The organism is Capnocytophaga cynodegmi (assembly GCF_002302475.1).
Classification (GTDB): Bacteria; Bacteroidota; Bacteroidia; order Flavobacteriales; family Flavobacteriaceae; genus Capnocytophaga; species Capnocytophaga cynodegmi.
Genome location: NZ_CP022378.1, coordinates 152,136 through 166,619, shown reverse-complemented (window position 1 = coordinate 166,619; position 14,484 = coordinate 152,136). Strand labels below are relative to the sequence as shown.

22 protein-coding genes are annotated in these 14,484 nt (G+C 34.4%); all 22 read left to right on the top strand.

The genetic code is table 11. The features are described from left to right. The first annotated feature begins 195 nt into the window (after positions 1-195). The 22 genes from CGC48_RS00790 to CGC48_RS00695 all read left to right on the top strand — a co-directional run bounded on the left by CGC48_RS00790 (position 196) and on the right by CGC48_RS00695 (position 14,436). Positions 196-2,229, top strand: a complete 2,034-nt coding sequence (locus tag CGC48_RS00790) for a hypothetical protein (RefSeq protein WP_095897389.1) — start codon at positions 196-198, stop codon at positions 2,227-2,229. Between the two features lie 11 nt (positions 2,230-2,240). Then, entirely contained in the window at positions 2,241-3,011 is a 771-nt protein-coding gene (locus CGC48_RS00785) for a GumC domain-containing protein (protein ID WP_157909836.1), read from the top strand. Further along, on the top strand, positions 3,004-3,375 hold the full coding sequence (locus CGC48_RS00780; protein WP_095897387.1) for a hypothetical protein: 372 nt from the start codon (positions 3,004-3,006) through the stop codon (positions 3,373-3,375). The genes CGC48_RS00785 and CGC48_RS00780 overlap by 8 nt, the downstream gene beginning before the upstream one ends. Positions 3,376-3,393: 18 nt before the next feature. Next, on the top strand, positions 3,394-3,921 hold the full coding sequence (locus tag CGC48_RS00775; protein ID WP_157909835.1) for a hypothetical protein: 528 nt from the start codon (positions 3,394-3,396) through the stop codon (positions 3,919-3,921). 9 nt (positions 3,922-3,930) lie between these two features. After that, the gene (locus CGC48_RS00770; RefSeq protein ID WP_095897385.1) at positions 3,931-4,356 is read left to right on the top strand and encodes a hypothetical protein; all 426 of its coding nucleotides are present in this window, start codon (positions 3,931-3,933) and stop codon (positions 4,354-4,356) included. Positions 4,357-4,391: 35 nt separating this feature from the next. Next, on the top strand, positions 4,392-4,973 hold the full coding sequence (locus CGC48_RS00765; RefSeq protein ID WP_095897384.1) for a hypothetical protein: 582 nt from the start codon (positions 4,392-4,394) through the stop codon (positions 4,971-4,973). Positions 4,974-5,056: 83 nt separating this feature from the next. Continuing rightward, on the top strand, positions 5,057-5,428 hold the full coding sequence (locus tag CGC48_RS00760) for a hypothetical protein (RefSeq protein WP_095897383.1): 372 nt from the start codon (positions 5,057-5,059) through the stop codon (positions 5,426-5,428). 10 nt (positions 5,429-5,438) lie between these two features. Beyond that, positions 5,439-5,744, top strand: a complete 306-nt coding sequence (locus CGC48_RS00755) for a hypothetical protein (RefSeq protein WP_157909834.1) — start codon at positions 5,439-5,441, stop codon at positions 5,742-5,744. 2 nt (positions 5,745-5,746) lie between these two features. Further along, positions 5,747-6,592, top strand: a complete 846-nt coding sequence (locus CGC48_RS00750; protein WP_095897381.1) for a hypothetical protein — start codon at positions 5,747-5,749, stop codon at positions 6,590-6,592. Between the two features lie 6 nt (positions 6,593-6,598). Beyond that, complete coding sequence (locus CGC48_RS11675; RefSeq protein ID WP_157909833.1) at positions 6,599-6,745, top strand: hypothetical protein; 147 nt, start codon at positions 6,599-6,601, stop codon at positions 6,743-6,745. Positions 6,746-6,762: 17 nt separating this feature from the next. After that, on the top strand, positions 6,763-7,269 hold the full coding sequence (locus tag CGC48_RS00745) for a hypothetical protein (protein ID WP_095897380.1): 507 nt from the start codon (positions 6,763-6,765) through the stop codon (positions 7,267-7,269). Positions 7,270-7,281: 12 nt separating this feature from the next. Then, positions 7,282-7,743 (top strand): hypothetical protein, encoded by a 462-nt coding sequence (locus tag CGC48_RS00740; RefSeq protein ID WP_095897379.1) that lies wholly within the window; start codon positions 7,282-7,284, stop codon positions 7,741-7,743. 12 nt (positions 7,744-7,755) lie between these two features. Then, positions 7,756-8,265, top strand: coding sequence for a carboxypeptidase-like regulatory domain-containing protein (locus CGC48_RS00735; RefSeq protein ID WP_095897378.1), 510 nt, complete (start codon positions 7,756-7,758; stop codon positions 8,263-8,265). Beyond that, positions 8,265-9,428: a hypothetical protein gene (locus tag CGC48_RS00730; protein ID WP_095897377.1), complete on the top strand. Its 1,164-nt coding sequence runs from the start codon at positions 8,265-8,267 to the stop codon at positions 9,426-9,428. The genes CGC48_RS00735 and CGC48_RS00730 overlap by 1 nt, the downstream gene beginning before the upstream one ends. A 2-nt stretch (positions 9,429-9,430) precedes the next feature. Next, the gene (locus tag CGC48_RS00725; RefSeq protein ID WP_095897376.1) at positions 9,431-11,260 is read left to right on the top strand and encodes a hypothetical protein; all 1,830 of its coding nucleotides are present in this window, start codon (positions 9,431-9,433) and stop codon (positions 11,258-11,260) included. A gap of 4 nt (positions 11,261-11,264) precedes the next feature. Next, the gene (locus CGC48_RS11670) at positions 11,265-11,438 is read left to right on the top strand and encodes a hypothetical protein (RefSeq protein ID WP_157909832.1); all 174 of its coding nucleotides are present in this window, start codon (positions 11,265-11,267) and stop codon (positions 11,436-11,438) included. Between the two features lies 1 nt (position 11,439). Then, positions 11,440-12,045 carry a hypothetical protein gene (locus CGC48_RS00720; RefSeq protein ID WP_095897375.1) on the top strand — a complete coding sequence of 202 codons (606 nt, stop codon included), beginning with the start codon at positions 11,440-11,442 and terminating at the stop codon, positions 12,043-12,045. Between the two features lie 12 nt (positions 12,046-12,057). After that, the gene (locus tag CGC48_RS00715; protein ID WP_095897374.1) at positions 12,058-12,537 is read left to right on the top strand and encodes a hypothetical protein; all 480 of its coding nucleotides are present in this window, start codon (positions 12,058-12,060) and stop codon (positions 12,535-12,537) included. Further along, on the top strand, positions 12,518-13,060 hold the full coding sequence (locus tag CGC48_RS00710; RefSeq protein WP_157909831.1) for a hypothetical protein: 543 nt from the start codon (positions 12,518-12,520) through the stop codon (positions 13,058-13,060). Before CGC48_RS00715 ends, CGC48_RS00710 begins: the two co-directional genes overlap by 20 nt. An 11-nt stretch (positions 13,061-13,071) precedes the next feature. Further along, positions 13,072-13,623, top strand: coding sequence for a hypothetical protein (locus CGC48_RS00705; protein ID WP_095897372.1), 552 nt, complete (start codon positions 13,072-13,074; stop codon positions 13,621-13,623). A gap of 11 nt (positions 13,624-13,634) precedes the next feature. Further along, the gene (locus CGC48_RS00700; RefSeq protein WP_095897371.1) at positions 13,635-14,153 is read left to right on the top strand and encodes a glycoside hydrolase family 73 protein; all 519 of its coding nucleotides are present in this window, start codon (positions 13,635-13,637) and stop codon (positions 14,151-14,153) included. 76 nt (positions 14,154-14,229) lie between these two features. Further along, positions 14,230-14,436 carry a hypothetical protein gene (locus tag CGC48_RS00695; protein ID WP_095897370.1) on the top strand — a complete coding sequence of 69 codons (207 nt, stop codon included), beginning with the start codon at positions 14,230-14,232 and terminating at the stop codon, positions 14,434-14,436. Positions 14,437-14,484: the final 48 nt, after the last annotated feature.

The following is a 14,484-nucleotide window of genomic DNA, read 5'->3' as shown; positions in this document are numbered from 1 at the left end:
AATAAAATAACCTTTCTTTCCTAACGCAACCGCCCCCTTCGGGCGGTTATTTTTTTGTCCAATTACGCCCAATTATGGTCAGTTTTGCCCAATTATGACCAAAAATGCCCAATTACGCCCAATTTTGCCGACCTCCCTTTTTTTTGACAGTAACTTTGTGGTGTAAAAATTTTTAAAAACAACGGCATAATAGCAATGAGCAACGCTGAAAGCATAAATAAGTTCCTTTATCGTCCTTTACTCTCTGGAATAAGGTACAATGCTTATATGCCTTTCAGCGACTGCTCCTCTGTGAAACTTGGTGAGGGAGATACGTCTTTTTCCATTGCAAAAATGAAGGAATGGGCGTTAAAATATCGCCATCATACCGAAAGATTAACCAAGCGATTTTTTAGTTCTTTGAAATTAAATGACTTATGTAAGGAAATACATAGCTTTTTGTTTAATCATATTCAATACAAGCTGGACGGTACTAATCAAATGTTGCGTTCTCCGGCTTGTGCGTGGAGTACTCGAAATGAAGGTATTGATTGTAAAAGTTACTCCATTTTTGCCAGTACCATATTACAAAATGCAGGTATTTCTCACTTTATGAGGCGAATTAAACAACAAGGAGTGTATCCTGATGCGTTTACACACGTGTATATTGTAGTTCCTAAAAATCAGAAAACAAATGATTTATCAGAAGGGTATTACACTGTTGACGGCACGATTAGGCAATTTGGCGAACTTCCTTTTTTAGCTAAAGATGATGTTTTTATTCCAAAAGCAAAAGGCTTGGGCGTTCCCGAAAAAACCGAAAATAAAACCAAACTTACCGAACTTCCGAAAATCGAAACAATGAAAAGCGGAAAGCACGGAGCTTGGCAATCGTTTGTATCGGCAATAGAAGTTTTTGAGGGTTTGATGCCTGATAATCCGGATTTGCTTCGTTTGAAAAGAAAAGTGTATTTGCTTGCAAAACAACAAAGAACAGATGTTCATTTTTTTATTGACGGCTTTACTATTCTGTTGGACGGCGAACGTTACGATTTGATAAAGACATCTAAAGGAATGTCAGCCCCTACCTTGGATATTGATGCTTTGATAAGCGACAGCTATAACGAAGCTACTTATTTTTCAGAAATAGGAAAACAACAAGGAAAGCAAAAATTATCAAGTAATGTAAATACAATAGGAAATACAGTAGCTTCAGTTGCGTCGTTATTTCCTGGTGCTGGTCAGATTGTTGGTATTTGTGTAGCAGCAGTAACGGCATTGGTTTCTTTGGCGGTAATGTTTGGTTATGACCCTTGTGCAGGAGCTTTTTACACTTCAGATTATATAAATAACAATCTGCAATCGGATTTTTATAAAAAGTTCAAAGCAACAATGGATAGAGTGCAGAAAAACATTGACGGAAGCACACAGCCGTTGGCAGTCAATGATTTGAATACACTTTTGAAAGAAATTGATTTAGGTTTCAAACATTTTCAGCACGAACTGAACACACATTTTGAAAATGAATGTAGTAGAAACGCTTTACAAGGGTATCAAAATTTTGCTGTAAATATAAAGCAATCGATTGATGCGATGCTTGAAGGGCTTAAAGTGGCTTTGGGTGAAGATTTTAATGTTTCCATAATTGAAAGGGAAAGCAGTACCAGCAGTAGAATGTGGTATTTTATCGTCCCTGCTGCCAAAAATACGATTAAAGCTACACATCGAGTTTTAAGCATTGAAAGTCGTGATAAGAAAAAAGGCGTTTATCCTTACGGAACAGAAGAAAGTTTTGACAACTGGCTTAACAACAATGTAGCTGTTCTTTCAGGGCAATATGGCACACAGGTAGGACAAAAGTACAAGGCTGAAATGTTGCCATTTAAAGAAAAAATCGCAGCAATTCGTAAAAATATTTATCTGCCAGTACTTACGCGGGTTTCCCTAGAAGACAAGTTGAGAAAAGAGCAATACGAAATATGGCTCAAATATGATCAAAATTACAAAAACGAAATTCTTAGGGCCTCAAAAAATAAGTTGGAGGCGTATGCGAAAACACAAGTTTCGTTTTGGGAAGAAATGAAAAAAATACGAGCTCAACGCCTTTCCGACGAAAAAAGAAGGCTTGAAAATGTGCAAACTATCGAACGAAAAAAAGCTCAAATTGAAGCAGGTATTTTGAACAAAAAAAATATGAGTTTAGGAATTTTAGCCGTATTGGGCGGTGTAATGATTTGGCAATTAAAATAAAACAAAAAATTATGTTTGATACACAATACAACGTTAATAACACAGGATTAAATGGCTGTGTAGGCTTAGGAGGTTGTGACAACCATAGAGCAAGAGCGGGACAGGCAGAAGCTCACTTTAATTCTCTGCCAGGGCGTATTGGTGAAGTAAGAAGCAAAATTTCTGCATTGGAAACAGGTACACTTCAAGCCGAATATGTATCTCTTGAAGAATTACAAGCCAATAGAAGAAAGCGTATTGCGGAACTTGATAATGAAATCAATAAGGCTACAATAACTCGTGATATGTGGTTACAAAACCCGGAAGTAGCAGCAGGTTCTGGCTTAGGCTGGTTCGGAAAGCGTTTGTGGAATAAGGCTTTTTCTTGCGATACTTATACCAATAGAGAAAAAGAGTACAAAGAAAGGGCGTTGCCTTTGGAAAAAGAGCTTTCCGCTGTAACAGAAAGATTAGCAGTTTTACAAACGAAGTTTTCGCCGTCTAATATGCAACTCATTCGTGCAGAAGCTCAAAAGTTAGAGCAGGAAGTAAAAGTACGAGAGCAAAAATTGGCAAGTATTTTAGCTGAAATTGAAAACTTAAAAGCAACCTATAACGCCCGAAAAGAAGCCGAACGTTTGGCATTAGAACAACAGGCACGAGAAGCTGAAAGACTCAAAAATGCTCCAAAACAGGAAGCCTCACAAGGTAATATGACAACATTATTGCTTGTACTGGCAGCCATAGGTGCAGGAGCGTACTTTTTTAAAGGAAAAGATAAACCAACGAAAGTAAATGCTTAGCAAATACAGAAAATATGGTTTAGGTTGGGTAAGTACTGCTCTTGATGTGGTTAATACTGGAGCGAATGTATATAGTTCCATAAAATCAGGTGAAAACAACTCATCAGGCGGTCAAACGGTAAATCATACTACTGTGGTAGAACGCCAACTTACACCTGAAGAAATCAAAATCAAGCAAGAGCAACACGCTGAGTGGTTAAAACAACAACAATACAACCGAGCGATGAAGATGCAGGAAGCCGCCGATATGCGACGTGTGATAACTGGCAATTTCGGTGCGAAACCTGAAAAAGATAATACCATATTGTATATCACGGGTGGAGTTATCGCTTTGGGATTGATAGTATTATTAGTAAAAAAATAAATTGAAAAACAAGAAATTATGGAGGCAATATTACCAATAATGGGTTTGGCAGGTCCTACAACGGTAGTACCTACAATAACAAGGGGGTATAATATACCTGGAAATACCATTAACTCAAGAAAGTATATAGAAGCCAAGAAGCCAGTAATAGCAACAACTGCTCCTAAAAAACTCTCTTACAGAGAGCGACACGGGCAGACACGTTTTGATACGATAATGAACGCCTCTGGGCAGGTTATCAATACTGTTGCAGGGATAGCGGCATTAGTAAATGAATTTAAAGGTGGTCGAACGGTTTACATTCAGGATTCAACCACTGGTGAACAACGTCGTGCTACGGCTGAAGATATGGCATTTATGGAAAGTCAAGCATTGGCAGCACAACAAAGTGGAAGTAATATTGATATGGCTACGCTCATCGCTTTGATGAATCAACGTAATGCCGAACAACCCAAAAATAATACAGCATTATATGTTAGTTTAGGAGTAGGTGTTTTGGTTCTTGGAGGATTAATTTTTATGGTAACAAATAATAAAAAAAAGTAAATAAACAGTATGAAAACAAATAAACTAAATTCAGAGACAGTAACCGAAGCGGTGGCTTTTGCTGGAGGTGCCGTTGTCGGTTCAGCAACATCAAGAGTTTTAGCGGACAAAATTCCGCTCAAGAACTCAAAATTGAAACGTGGATTACTTGCTGTTGTCGGAGTGGCAGGAGCCGCAATGATTAGTGGTAAGGATAACGCTGGAAAAGTACTTCAAGGAGCAGCAGCGGGAATGGCAGCGACCCAATTAGGGGAGCTTGTAAAAGAGATGGTTAATCCTCAAGAAGGTATTTTGAAAACTGCATTAGGAACGCCAGAAAACCCAATCGCTATTTATCCTTCGGATGTAGATTATTACGATTATGAAACCTTGGATAATCCGTATGAGGAACAGCAACAATTCTTAGCGGCTCCAGAGGAATTTGCTGTAACTTAAAAAAATTAATAACAAACTTTTAAAATTATAATAAAATGAATAACTATCCATTCAAAAACTCAGAAAAATACCTATTGATTGAAAATTTCATCAGAGAGGTAACCAGTAGAAAAGGAATACAAATTCCTACTCACCGAATGAAACCTACTGCAAGTGAATTGTTTGCTCAATCGAAATACTCTGCTGGAGGTTTGTCTAATATCTTAACGGGGAATGTTACCCGTGAGGTAGGAGTTACTAATTTCGATGGTAACAAATTGGAAAATGACCGTTGCTTTGTAATTGAGGGGGTAACATTGATGTACGGTGAAGGAGAATCTTCTAAAAAAGTATATGAAATTGCTTATGACACGAAACTTCCTGCAATTTTGAAATCTTCAAACTTGTTGATTCGTCAAAATAATATGGTTTTAGTGAACTTACCTATTCAAGCTATTGAAAACGCTAAGCAATTGGAAAGTTTTTATAGAGATTTGGATTCTTTGGTATTTCTTGAACCCAATCAGCCAATTGAAATTTTGATAGAATCTCCCGTAGGAAGTACTATCACGCCAAGCTCTGGAGATACTTCGTTTGTAAAAGTGATGTTAAAAGGGTTTGAAACGCAAATTCGTTAAAATCAATTCGTTCATTTTTATTCTAAAAAGCCCTATACCTTTTAAGAGGGTGGGGCTTTTTTTAAAATCTTAAAATTTTTAATATGACAAGTAGCATAATATACAGCAGATTGAATGTTAAAATGAAATCGGGTGATACTGCTTTTTCAGAAGACATTTCCTTGGAAAGAGGAACTTGTATTGGGGTTGTATTCATTCCTTTTAAGAAAGAAGAACCTGAATTTGCCGTTGATATTGAAATCAGATTACCACAAGGCGGTGTGCTATTAAATCCTACTGATTATAGGGATTATACCCACAAAGGAGGAGGATTTTTCAACGGAATGAAACAAGTAAATTTCCCTACAAATAACAATCGTTTCTTTATTTCAGTTAATTCTGAAAATCAATTAGTAAACGATTTTAACGGACAACTCATTTTTGCTATCAAAAGAGAGGAGAAAGAAGAACAATAAAAACATAAATATGACACGCAAAGGGCTTTATAACGCAATAACGGTAACTAAAAATACGAATCTTGACTTTTTACAAATGTCAGATGGAGAAGGGATTATCCATTTCACTTTGGTTAATGCCGGAAATACGATTTTGGTTTTAGATGACTCTACTCAGGAAGAAATTCTTCCCGGAGAAACATTCGTTATTGAAAGTCCTGTTGCGATTGTCAATGATATGTTTCGTATTAGATTCAAAAAGGATGAAAATCATCACACTAACAAAGCAATAATAAGGTACATTGTTGAAAAACAATGTTTTACAAAAAATGAATAAAAATGACAGCATTGATTGATAAACTTCAAGGTTTTTTAACTGAAAATAAGCAAAATGTAGTGAGTGTTACGCAAGGAAGCCGCCGGCTTTCTAAAAATACGGCTCCGAAATATGCTTTTACTCTTGCTGATATTCAAAATATTTTCGGCGGATTGGACAACTTTTTAAAAGAGTTGCCCAAGCAAGGTTTTCAAAACGGCACAACCATTACTCTGCGTAAAATGTACGGTTTTGGAGCTTCTGCAACTTACAAAAACATTGAAGAAATCACTTTGAATTTTACACCAAAAGAAGAAACACAACAAAACATACCTACAATGCCTATTTCACAAGATATTCCACAGCAACCGGCACCTCCCGTTTATCAACCTCCTATGTTGGCGGCTCCGGCTATGGGGTTTGTTCAGGTAACACAAAATGACTTGGTGCGTAACGAGGTGATTCGTGAACGTTTTGAAGATTTGAAAAAGGAAAATGCAAGGCTGGATGAAGAACTTAAAGACGCCAAAAGTGAAATTCGCCAACTGAAAGACGAAAATTTTTCGTTGCGTTTAAAATTAGATACTTCGGAAGAAAAGCATCAGGTTGATTTAAAGCGTCAGGAGTTGGATAAAAAAGGTTTTTGGGAAAGTGAGGCAGGTAGCAATATTGTGGGAGCATTAGGACAAGTGTTGCCAATGGTAGCCGAAAGAATGATGCAAAACCCTGCAACAGGAATGGTTCCTGCTTTGGCTATGCCAAGTGTTTCAGAAATAAAACAACAATTCATCAATATTATTTCTGACCCCAATGTAACCGATGAACAAGTTACGCATTGGTATAATTTAATTTTTGCACAAAATCAATAAAACACTATGAAAGAAAAATATATCAAAGAACTTGAAAATTTGGATCAAAAAATACTTGAAAAATTAGTAGCACTTTCAAAAAGCAAAAAAGCAAAAGACTATTTAACCAATCCGTTGTTATGGGTAACGGTTAAAAAATTCTTTGGGATTTGAGCTAAAAACAAAAAATTATGAAAAAAAGAAGTTCTAATAAATTAGGAAATCCGGCAGCTGTGGCAGCTGTAACGAGTTACGCTGCCAAAAATCCCAAAATGGTAAATAGGGCTGTTAATGTGGGTTTTGTGCTTGTTGGACTCACGATTGCAAGTATTGGCGGTTTTGCTTTTTACAATTTATACTGGAAAAACAGATTCATTCCAATCAAAACAAATCCTAACGACAGGGCTTCTAACATAACGCCTTCTGAGGCAAATCTAAGAGCTCAAAAATTATACAATGCAATGGTAGGTGTCGGAAACGGATATAAGCAAGTATATGAGGCACTCAAAGGATTAAATAGAAATGCTTTTGTTCTGGTTTACAATGCTTTCGGCAAAAGAAAACCTGCAACAGATGTATTGGGATTTGGTAATAAAAGCCATATGACGCTTACAGAATGGATGGCTGACCAGTTCAGTAATTCAGAGCTTCAAAACTTACGTTTTCTTATTCAAGGAGGTGGTCAAGGTCTATTTTAAAGAAAAAGAATTATGAAAAAGAAGTACATCATAATCGGTTCGGTTGCTGTCGTTGGGTTGGGAACTATTATTTATTTCCTAACGAAAAACCAATCTACTGACCAAACTGCACAGAATCACAAAGATTTTAACGATGCCGTAAATAATTACTCCATAAATCCAAAAGATGTGTACGGAAAGGATTTGGCTGCGTTTGCTAATGATAGGGTTTTGGTCAGTAAAATAGCTCAGGATTTGCACGATGCAATGAAAAATAACGGAACGGATTTCAAAAAGATAAAAGAAACATTGTCCTACCTTGATGAGCCAAGATTTGAGATTGTTTATAAGCGTTTTGGAATGCGTCCGTATGGTTATTACGGGCAACCGATGTGGGGTTCTGGTACAAAAAAGAATCTTAGAGAATGGTTTGAAAAAGAATTGTCAGCTTCTCAGTATCAGGAGTTAAAAGACAAATTTCCAAGATTATTATAAAAACAAAGAATTATGAGTAAAATATTAAAAAAATATAAATCTGGAATTATTGGTTTAGGTTTTTCAGGAACTGCACAGGATGTTACTCCTGGTGCCGTTTCGCACTGCCCATTTGCAAAAAAAAATAACACAATGAGAGGTAAAATTTTCGACGACAAAAAACTTCCATTACCTGGAACACACATTATTAACAGAACGAGAAATACAGGCACAACGGCAGCTGATAATGGTTATTATCAGCTTGAAGCATCGCCAAATGATGATATTGAAATAACTCATATTGGTTTTAAAACAGTAAAGGCAAAAGCAAAGGATATTCCTTCAATTGTTTATATGATTGAGGAAATTACCGAACTTGAAGGGGTTACGGTAATCCCTAAAAAGAAAGTTCTTGTTAAACCTTCATTAAATCAAAAAGTTAGCAGAAACAAAACGTGGATATGGTTGGTAATACTTGGGCTTGCAGCATTCGGCACATATCATTTTTTAAAAGAAGACAAGAATAAAGAAAAAAAACGGTAATGGCAATAGGAAGTGCAAATAAAATAACAATTGAATTAGACCCAAGTAAAGTCTTTCCGTTAGAAAATTTTATCGAAAAGAACCCCGAAGCCGCAGATAAGGTGTTACTTGCTAACGGCGAAACTATTTCTAAATCAGAACTCAAAGGCGAAAGAGGTGAACAGGGACTTCAAGGCGTGCAAGGGCAACCAGGCGAACAAGGAGCTGTTGGAAAGTCAGCTTATCAGGTTTGGCTTGACACTGGAAATCAAGGAAGTGAGCAAGATTTTTTGAAATCACTGCAAGGAGAAGGACTTTCCGAAGAAGAAAAACAAGCTCTTGACGAAGCTAAATCTTTGAAAACAGAGATTGATAAACAAAAAGAGAAACTTAACAACATTTCTTTTTCAGATATAAAAAATATCCCGCCAAATTTAGCACATTCTGAAATAAAAGATACTATTCAAACTATTGACAACCAAATATTTGAACTTGGAAACGTAAACACATCGAATGCGTCTGAACTTGAAAATGACAGCACAGGATTAGAAGGCTTCAAGTTTTGGAGGACTAAATTTGCTGAGCTAATTGAGTTTTCCGACAAGTTTCAGTATGAAATTAACTTCAACACAGAACATACTTTATTTTTTAAGATATTATGGTATGATGATGATAAACAATATATAAGTTCTTCACAATATAAAGGAATAACCTATTGTGTTACAAAACCGCCAATATCAACACGTTACGCTCGTTTTGTAATATGTTTTGATGATTTTATAGCAGGAGATATAAGTATGTTGCATTTGTCTATCAAGAAGTTAGCATTACCAGTTCTTTTTAATAAAATAGGAGAAAGTATAGGAGAAACTCCTCAAAATGCGGAGCGTCTTACAAATTTATTCACTAATGCTAATTTATTTGGGAATACTACCTACAATGCTTATCGAACAAATATTGAATTAAATGTTGATAACATACATTTTGGAGAGGAAACATTTGTTTATAAAACTTTTCAAGATGGAGGTGCAATAATTTTTACAAAAACAAATTCTAAATCAATAAAACTTTTTAACGGATTTAATCCGAATCAAGAAGTTACAGGAATAACTGGTGTAGTTGGTTCTTATGCTAAAATTATTGGAGGAGAACAAGATGTTAAAATATACATATACAATTATTAATTATGAATAGTACTATAACCCCTACCAATTATCAGGTGTATAGACCTGTGCCACAGGATATAATAAATAAATATTACACAGGGTATAAACAAATCGTTTTACCTCAAAACATTCATATTATTCAAGCTTCAGAAATTCAAGGTTTAGATGATTGTGTTCAATTTCTTCAATCAAAGATACGTCAATATGATAATATCTTGCTGCCTAACATTGAAATTCCTGTTGATAACAATGGTTGGGAAATTAAAGATTTGAAAAATAAAAATATTTATTTTTCAGAAAACACAATTATTAGAGTCAAAGGTTTAGGAAAAAATAAAGTATCTGATAACAATACAAATGATTTGAGTGGAGGTGGTATCACCGTTTGGAGTTGTAAAAACATCAATTTTTATAATGTTCAAGTGAAGGGTAATATTCACGCAATCGGACAAACAGGTGAGTATGCTCACGGTTTTAGAATCTACGATTCTGAAAACATCACCATAGACACAATGAAGGTTTGGGAATGTTACGGAGATGGATTTTATATTGGTACAAGAGATGTTGGTTTTTGCAAAAACATCATTTTAAAAAACGCATTTCTAGACCATTGTGGGAGAAATACAATCTCTATAACTTCCTGTATTGGTGCTAAAATTGAGAGTGTTTTGTTGGCAAACACATTCAGAACCGACCCTAAATGTGGAGTGGATATAGAACCTTCATCTTATTATGAAATATTCCAAAATATTCATTTTAAAAATCTCGGAACTTGGCAAAGCGGTCTAAACGGGTTTAATATTTACACTCGTGTAAACGGGTCTGACACGAATGAAAAACATCCATATCAATTCTCAATAAAATTAGAGAATTGGGATAATTATTACTCCTACAACGGTTTAGGTTTTAATATGTTAGGCTTTAAAATGACAGGAGGAATTAAGCAATTTTATAAGCATAATATTTTTGGGATTGTGGAGATTTTCAATGTGAATTTTCACATTGAAAATCACAACACAGATTTTGTTAATGCCTTTTTAAAAGAAGTAAAACAAGCTAACGGGATAACTTCGCCTTTTAAAATGGTAGTTGAAAATGTGAAAATTATTCAACCTGATTCTATTATCAAAATAATAACAGATTCAACAGGATTATTTGAATATAAGACAAATAATAACATTGATGTTATTAAGGTTGAAGGTGGTAAAAGCATTCCAAAATTTTTATCACAAAAAGTAGATAAAAAGACTGTTGATTTAACAGGAAGTGTTGGTGATAGCACAATAACTATTAGACAGAGAGGAATGAAGTACTTTAGCACTTATGAAATTCCAACCACTACTTCTCATAAAGTAAAAGAACTGGATTTTTCTCAAGCGAATGGAATTGAAGCATTATTGTTATTCCAAATGAATAATCTATCTTCTTTAAATGTCAGTGGCTTAAAAACATTAAAGAGATTAATCCTCAATAATGCTTTAAAAATATCGAATTTAGAGGGATTAACAGATTGCAATAGTATTAATGAATTAATAATTCACAATAACAATGAATTAGTGAATTTGTCCAATATATTTAATGATACTTTTTGGAACTTAACTACTTTCAAGTTAAATAATTGTAAGAAGTTAACATCTTTAAATTTAAGTCGAATTAATAGATTATATGAGTTTGAGCTTGTTAATTGTATTAATTTCGGTAGTAGTATTGATGTATCAACACATCCTAATTTAATAAAGTTAAAAATAATAGGATGCCCAAATCTAACAACTATCTATGCATCACAAGAACAAATGAATAAAATAAACAAATGGGTAAAAGATACAAATGTAAATTATGTTATAAAATAGTATAATGATAGGGAAAAAAAGTAATAAGAAAAAAATTTTGGTAGAAGTTAAAGGAGGCAGTTCATCTGGATTAACTCCTACTGAAAAACAGCAAATTGAAAAAATTGCAACGCTTGAAAAACAAATTCAAACAAAAGAAAAACCAAACTTTAAAGGAGTTCATTCTCTTATAACATAAAATGGAAAAGCTACTCAAAACATTTATAGTCAGAACAATGCCTATTCCTTTAGACGAAGCTAATGAACTGATAACTGATTTTATCCGTGATAATAGAAATGTAGAGGAATACGCTCATCTGTTTGAAGATGAGCATAACATAAACAAAAATGTAACCGAATTTCTAAAAGATGAGGGTAAAATTGTACGTCCGTGTTCATTCTATGTATATTCTGATGGAATACGAAATTCAAGCCTTTTTGTTGCTGATGAAAAAGGAACGTGTCGATTAGTGGGGGATACAAAAAATATTTTGCCTCAAAATGTGGAAATGGTTACCGCTTTAGCAGTCTCAAAATCAGCACTTAGAATTAAAAATCCTCCACGTCACTTAGGAGAAGTAACAGATTTTTCTATAAAAGGATATATAGATGAAAATCAATCTATTGTAAAAAAGAATATCTTGATTTCTGGTTTTTGGGAGTATAACAAGCAAACAAATGAAATTATGTTTCCTGAAAATCAATACATTGAATCAGGAAAAACATATAATCTACTAATAACTTATGAGAGAGATGAATTTCCGCAAGAATTTTTGTGGCTTCGGAAATTTTCTCTTGGTATTTAATAAACTTAATTCATGGAAAAAATATTTGTAACACTTTGGATTGTTTTTGGTATCTATCTTTTGGTAATGATAGCCATTTTAGCAGATTTATGGAGTGGTATTCGTAAGGCAAAATTAATGAACGTAACTCGTACTTCATATGGATACAGAAGGACCATCACAAAAATATCACAATATTATAATTTGCTGATTGCTCTAACAGTAGCAGATGCTCTACAAATGTCTGCTGTATGGTATTCAGAGCAATATTATGAATATAAAATAATTTTCTTTCCGTTTGTAACCTTGTTAGGTGCTTTAATGTTATGCCTCATTGAGGTAAAATCAATTTACGAGAAAGCAGAAGACAAAGTTCGTTTGGATAGTGCCGGACAGGTTGTTGGAAAAATTATTACCAATCGTGATGATTTAGGAGAAATTGTCAAATCTGTGGTTGATTATATGAATGAGAAAAAAGAAAATACGCCAAACAATGAAAAAAATACTCTTTGATAATCGTTTTTTGATTGTATTGTTACTGGCAGTGTGGGCAATAGGCTTGTTATCTTGTAAAAGTACTCAGCAAACCTCACAAAATACAGAAAAACAAATCATTAGAATAAACGACACGATTTACATCGTTAAAAATCAGAAAATAACAGATACTGTTTTTGTGTCTGTACCTGCACCAAAAACCAACGATAAAAAATGCGACAGCCTGTGCCAAAGAGAAGTACAACGCTTATTAAAGCAGCTAAATACGAAAAAGAAATCGGGCAATAATGAATATGGGTTTCATTACGATGCTTACAAAAATGTGTTAGTAGCTTACGCTCAGTTAGACAGCACTTTTACCGAATATAAAAGCAAACATACGGATAATCAAAGTTCAAAATCAGAAACGAAAACCATTTACAAAACAGAAAAATACGTGCCTTTTTGGGTAAAAATATTGGCTTGGATAGGAGGGATTTCCGTTACCTACTTCGGAATTAAAAATTATAGAATAATCAGAAGATTTATTCCTTTCATATAAAATGAAAAATTATGAAAATCAATAAAAAATATGGAGTTATTGGAGCTGTTGGCGTGTTGGCAGTTTTTATGATGAGTTTTGCCAGTGCTAAAAAATCACAAGCAGTAGAAGTATTTGAAAAAATGTTACTCAAAATCAGTGATATACGGAAACCAAGTATCAATTTCAGTCGGTTGCGTTTCTACGTAGATTTGACAATGCAAAACACTACTGCACAAGATTTTACAGTTTCATTGGCTGGTATCATTAAAGGAAAGGTGTATCGAGTGTACCGTGATAATGAATTGTTGGTTTCGGGAGCGTTGAATGACATCAGTAGCGTGAATTTACCTGCGGGAGGATTTCATACTTTCAAAAACATTCAGGTTGAAATTCCTATATCGGCACTCATCAGTATTTTGGCAGAAAAAGCAGGAGGTTTTGGAAATTTTACAAAGCCGGCAGTTGCCTTTAATTCACTAAAAAATACGGATTGGTTTGCTTTTGCTCGTACCCTAAGATATGAAGTTGATATTGAAGGACTTGGTAATATTTTTACGTTTAACGGAAATGTAGAATTTTAAAAACAAAAAAGATGACAAGACAAGAATTCATAGCTAAATATCAAGTATTTGCAAAAAATGTACAGAAAAAAACGGGAATTGATTATCGTTTTATTTTAGCCCAAGCTGCATTAGAAAGTGGTTGGGGAAAGAATGCTCCAGGAAATATGTTTTTTGGTGTGAAAGCAAGCAAAAACACACCCGAACATCAAAAACAATTGCTAACTACAACGGAAGTTTTAAGTCATCCAAACGCAAAATTTCCACAAATTATTTCTATCACCAAGCGTTCTGACGGCAAATTTCTGTATAAAGTGAAAGATTGGTTCCGAAAATTTTCATCTCCGGAAGAAAGTTTTATGTACCAAGCTGATTTTTTTAGCAAATTAAGCCGATATGCAAAGGCAATGGCGGTAAAATCTAATCCCTATCGTTTTGCAGAAGAAATTGCAAAAGCGGGTTATGCTACAGCTCCTAACTATGCTTACACATTGCAATTAGTTATGAAGCAGATAGACCCAAGTTTACCTACTCCCGTAAAAAAAAAGTAATCAGAGTAACAGGTAGTTTTTTTGTCGTCCTGATTTTGAGTATGGGAGGTTATTTTATCTATAAAAAATTGAAAAAATGAAACTAAAGCCAATATACACAGGTTATAAAAATGCATTATTTCGTCAAGATGAGATAATTGAAAAAAAAGCACAACAACGTTTGAGAGTGTGTGCCATCTGTCCTATGAAAAAAATAAGAGCAAAGATAAGTGTTTGTGGATTATGTGGTTGCCCACTTTCAGCACTGACACGCCAAAACGATAAAATTTGCTCAAAATGGTAATAAACGATTAATAATCGAAAGATTAGCAATTAATAATTATTATTGACT

What these genes read in the sequence shown, in the direction of transcription:
- CGC48_RS00725 (WP_095897376.1), top strand. Translation starts at nt 9,431, where the DNA reads ATGAATAGTACTATAACCCCTACCAATTATCAGGTGTATAGACCTGTG.
- CGC48_RS00735 (WP_095897378.1), top strand. Translation starts at nt 7,756, where the DNA reads ATGAGTAAAATATTAAAAAAATATAAATCTGGAATTATTGGTTTAGGT.
- CGC48_RS00790 (WP_095897389.1), top strand. Translation starts at nt 196, where the DNA reads ATGAGCAACGCTGAAAGCATAAATAAGTTCCTTTATCGTCCTTTACTC.
- CGC48_RS00745 (WP_095897380.1), top strand. Translation starts at nt 6,763, where the DNA reads ATGAAAAAAAGAAGTTCTAATAAATTAGGAAATCCGGCAGCTGTGGCA.
- CGC48_RS11675 (WP_157909833.1), top strand. Translation starts at nt 6,599, where the DNA reads ATGAAAGAAAAATATATCAAAGAACTTGAAAATTTGGATCAAAAAATA.
- CGC48_RS11670 (WP_157909832.1), top strand. Translation starts at nt 11,265, where the DNA reads ATGATAGGGAAAAAAAGTAATAAGAAAAAAATTTTGGTAGAAGTTAAA.
- CGC48_RS00750 (WP_095897381.1), top strand. Translation starts at nt 5,747, where the DNA reads ATGACAGCATTGATTGATAAACTTCAAGGTTTTTTAACTGAAAATAAG.
- CGC48_RS00715 (WP_095897374.1), top strand. Translation starts at nt 12,058, where the DNA reads ATGGAAAAAATATTTGTAACACTTTGGATTGTTTTTGGTATCTATCTT.
- CGC48_RS00740 (WP_095897379.1), top strand. Translation starts at nt 7,282, where the DNA reads ATGAAAAAGAAGTACATCATAATCGGTTCGGTTGCTGTCGTTGGGTTG.
- CGC48_RS00730 (WP_095897377.1), top strand. Translation starts at nt 8,265, where the DNA reads ATGGCAATAGGAAGTGCAAATAAAATAACAATTGAATTAGACCCAAGT.
- CGC48_RS00780 (WP_095897387.1), top strand. Translation starts at nt 3,004, where the DNA reads ATGCTTAGCAAATACAGAAAATATGGTTTAGGTTGGGTAAGTACTGCT.
- CGC48_RS00765 (WP_095897384.1), top strand. Translation starts at nt 4,392, where the DNA reads ATGAATAACTATCCATTCAAAAACTCAGAAAAATACCTATTGATTGAA.
- CGC48_RS00770 (WP_095897385.1), top strand. Translation starts at nt 3,931, where the DNA reads ATGAAAACAAATAAACTAAATTCAGAGACAGTAACCGAAGCGGTGGCT.
- CGC48_RS00785 (WP_157909836.1), top strand. Translation starts at nt 2,241, where the DNA reads ATGTTTGATACACAATACAACGTTAATAACACAGGATTAAATGGCTGT.
- CGC48_RS00755 (WP_157909834.1), top strand. Translation starts at nt 5,439, where the DNA reads ATGACACGCAAAGGGCTTTATAACGCAATAACGGTAACTAAAAATACG.
- CGC48_RS00720 (WP_095897375.1), top strand. Translation starts at nt 11,440, where the DNA reads ATGGAAAAGCTACTCAAAACATTTATAGTCAGAACAATGCCTATTCCT.
- CGC48_RS00705 (WP_095897372.1), top strand. Translation starts at nt 13,072, where the DNA reads ATGAAAATCAATAAAAAATATGGAGTTATTGGAGCTGTTGGCGTGTTG.
- CGC48_RS00710 (WP_157909831.1), top strand. Translation starts at nt 12,518, where the DNA reads ATGAAAAAAATACTCTTTGATAATCGTTTTTTGATTGTATTGTTACTG.
- CGC48_RS00760 (WP_095897383.1), top strand. Translation starts at nt 5,057, where the DNA reads ATGACAAGTAGCATAATATACAGCAGATTGAATGTTAAAATGAAATCG.
- CGC48_RS00775 (WP_157909835.1), top strand. Translation starts at nt 3,394, where the DNA reads ATGGAGGCAATATTACCAATAATGGGTTTGGCAGGTCCTACAACGGTA.
- CGC48_RS00700 (WP_095897371.1), top strand. Translation starts at nt 13,635, where the DNA reads ATGACAAGACAAGAATTCATAGCTAAATATCAAGTATTTGCAAAAAAT.
- CGC48_RS00695 (WP_095897370.1), top strand. Translation starts at nt 14,230, where the DNA reads ATGAAACTAAAGCCAATATACACAGGTTATAAAAATGCATTATTTCGT.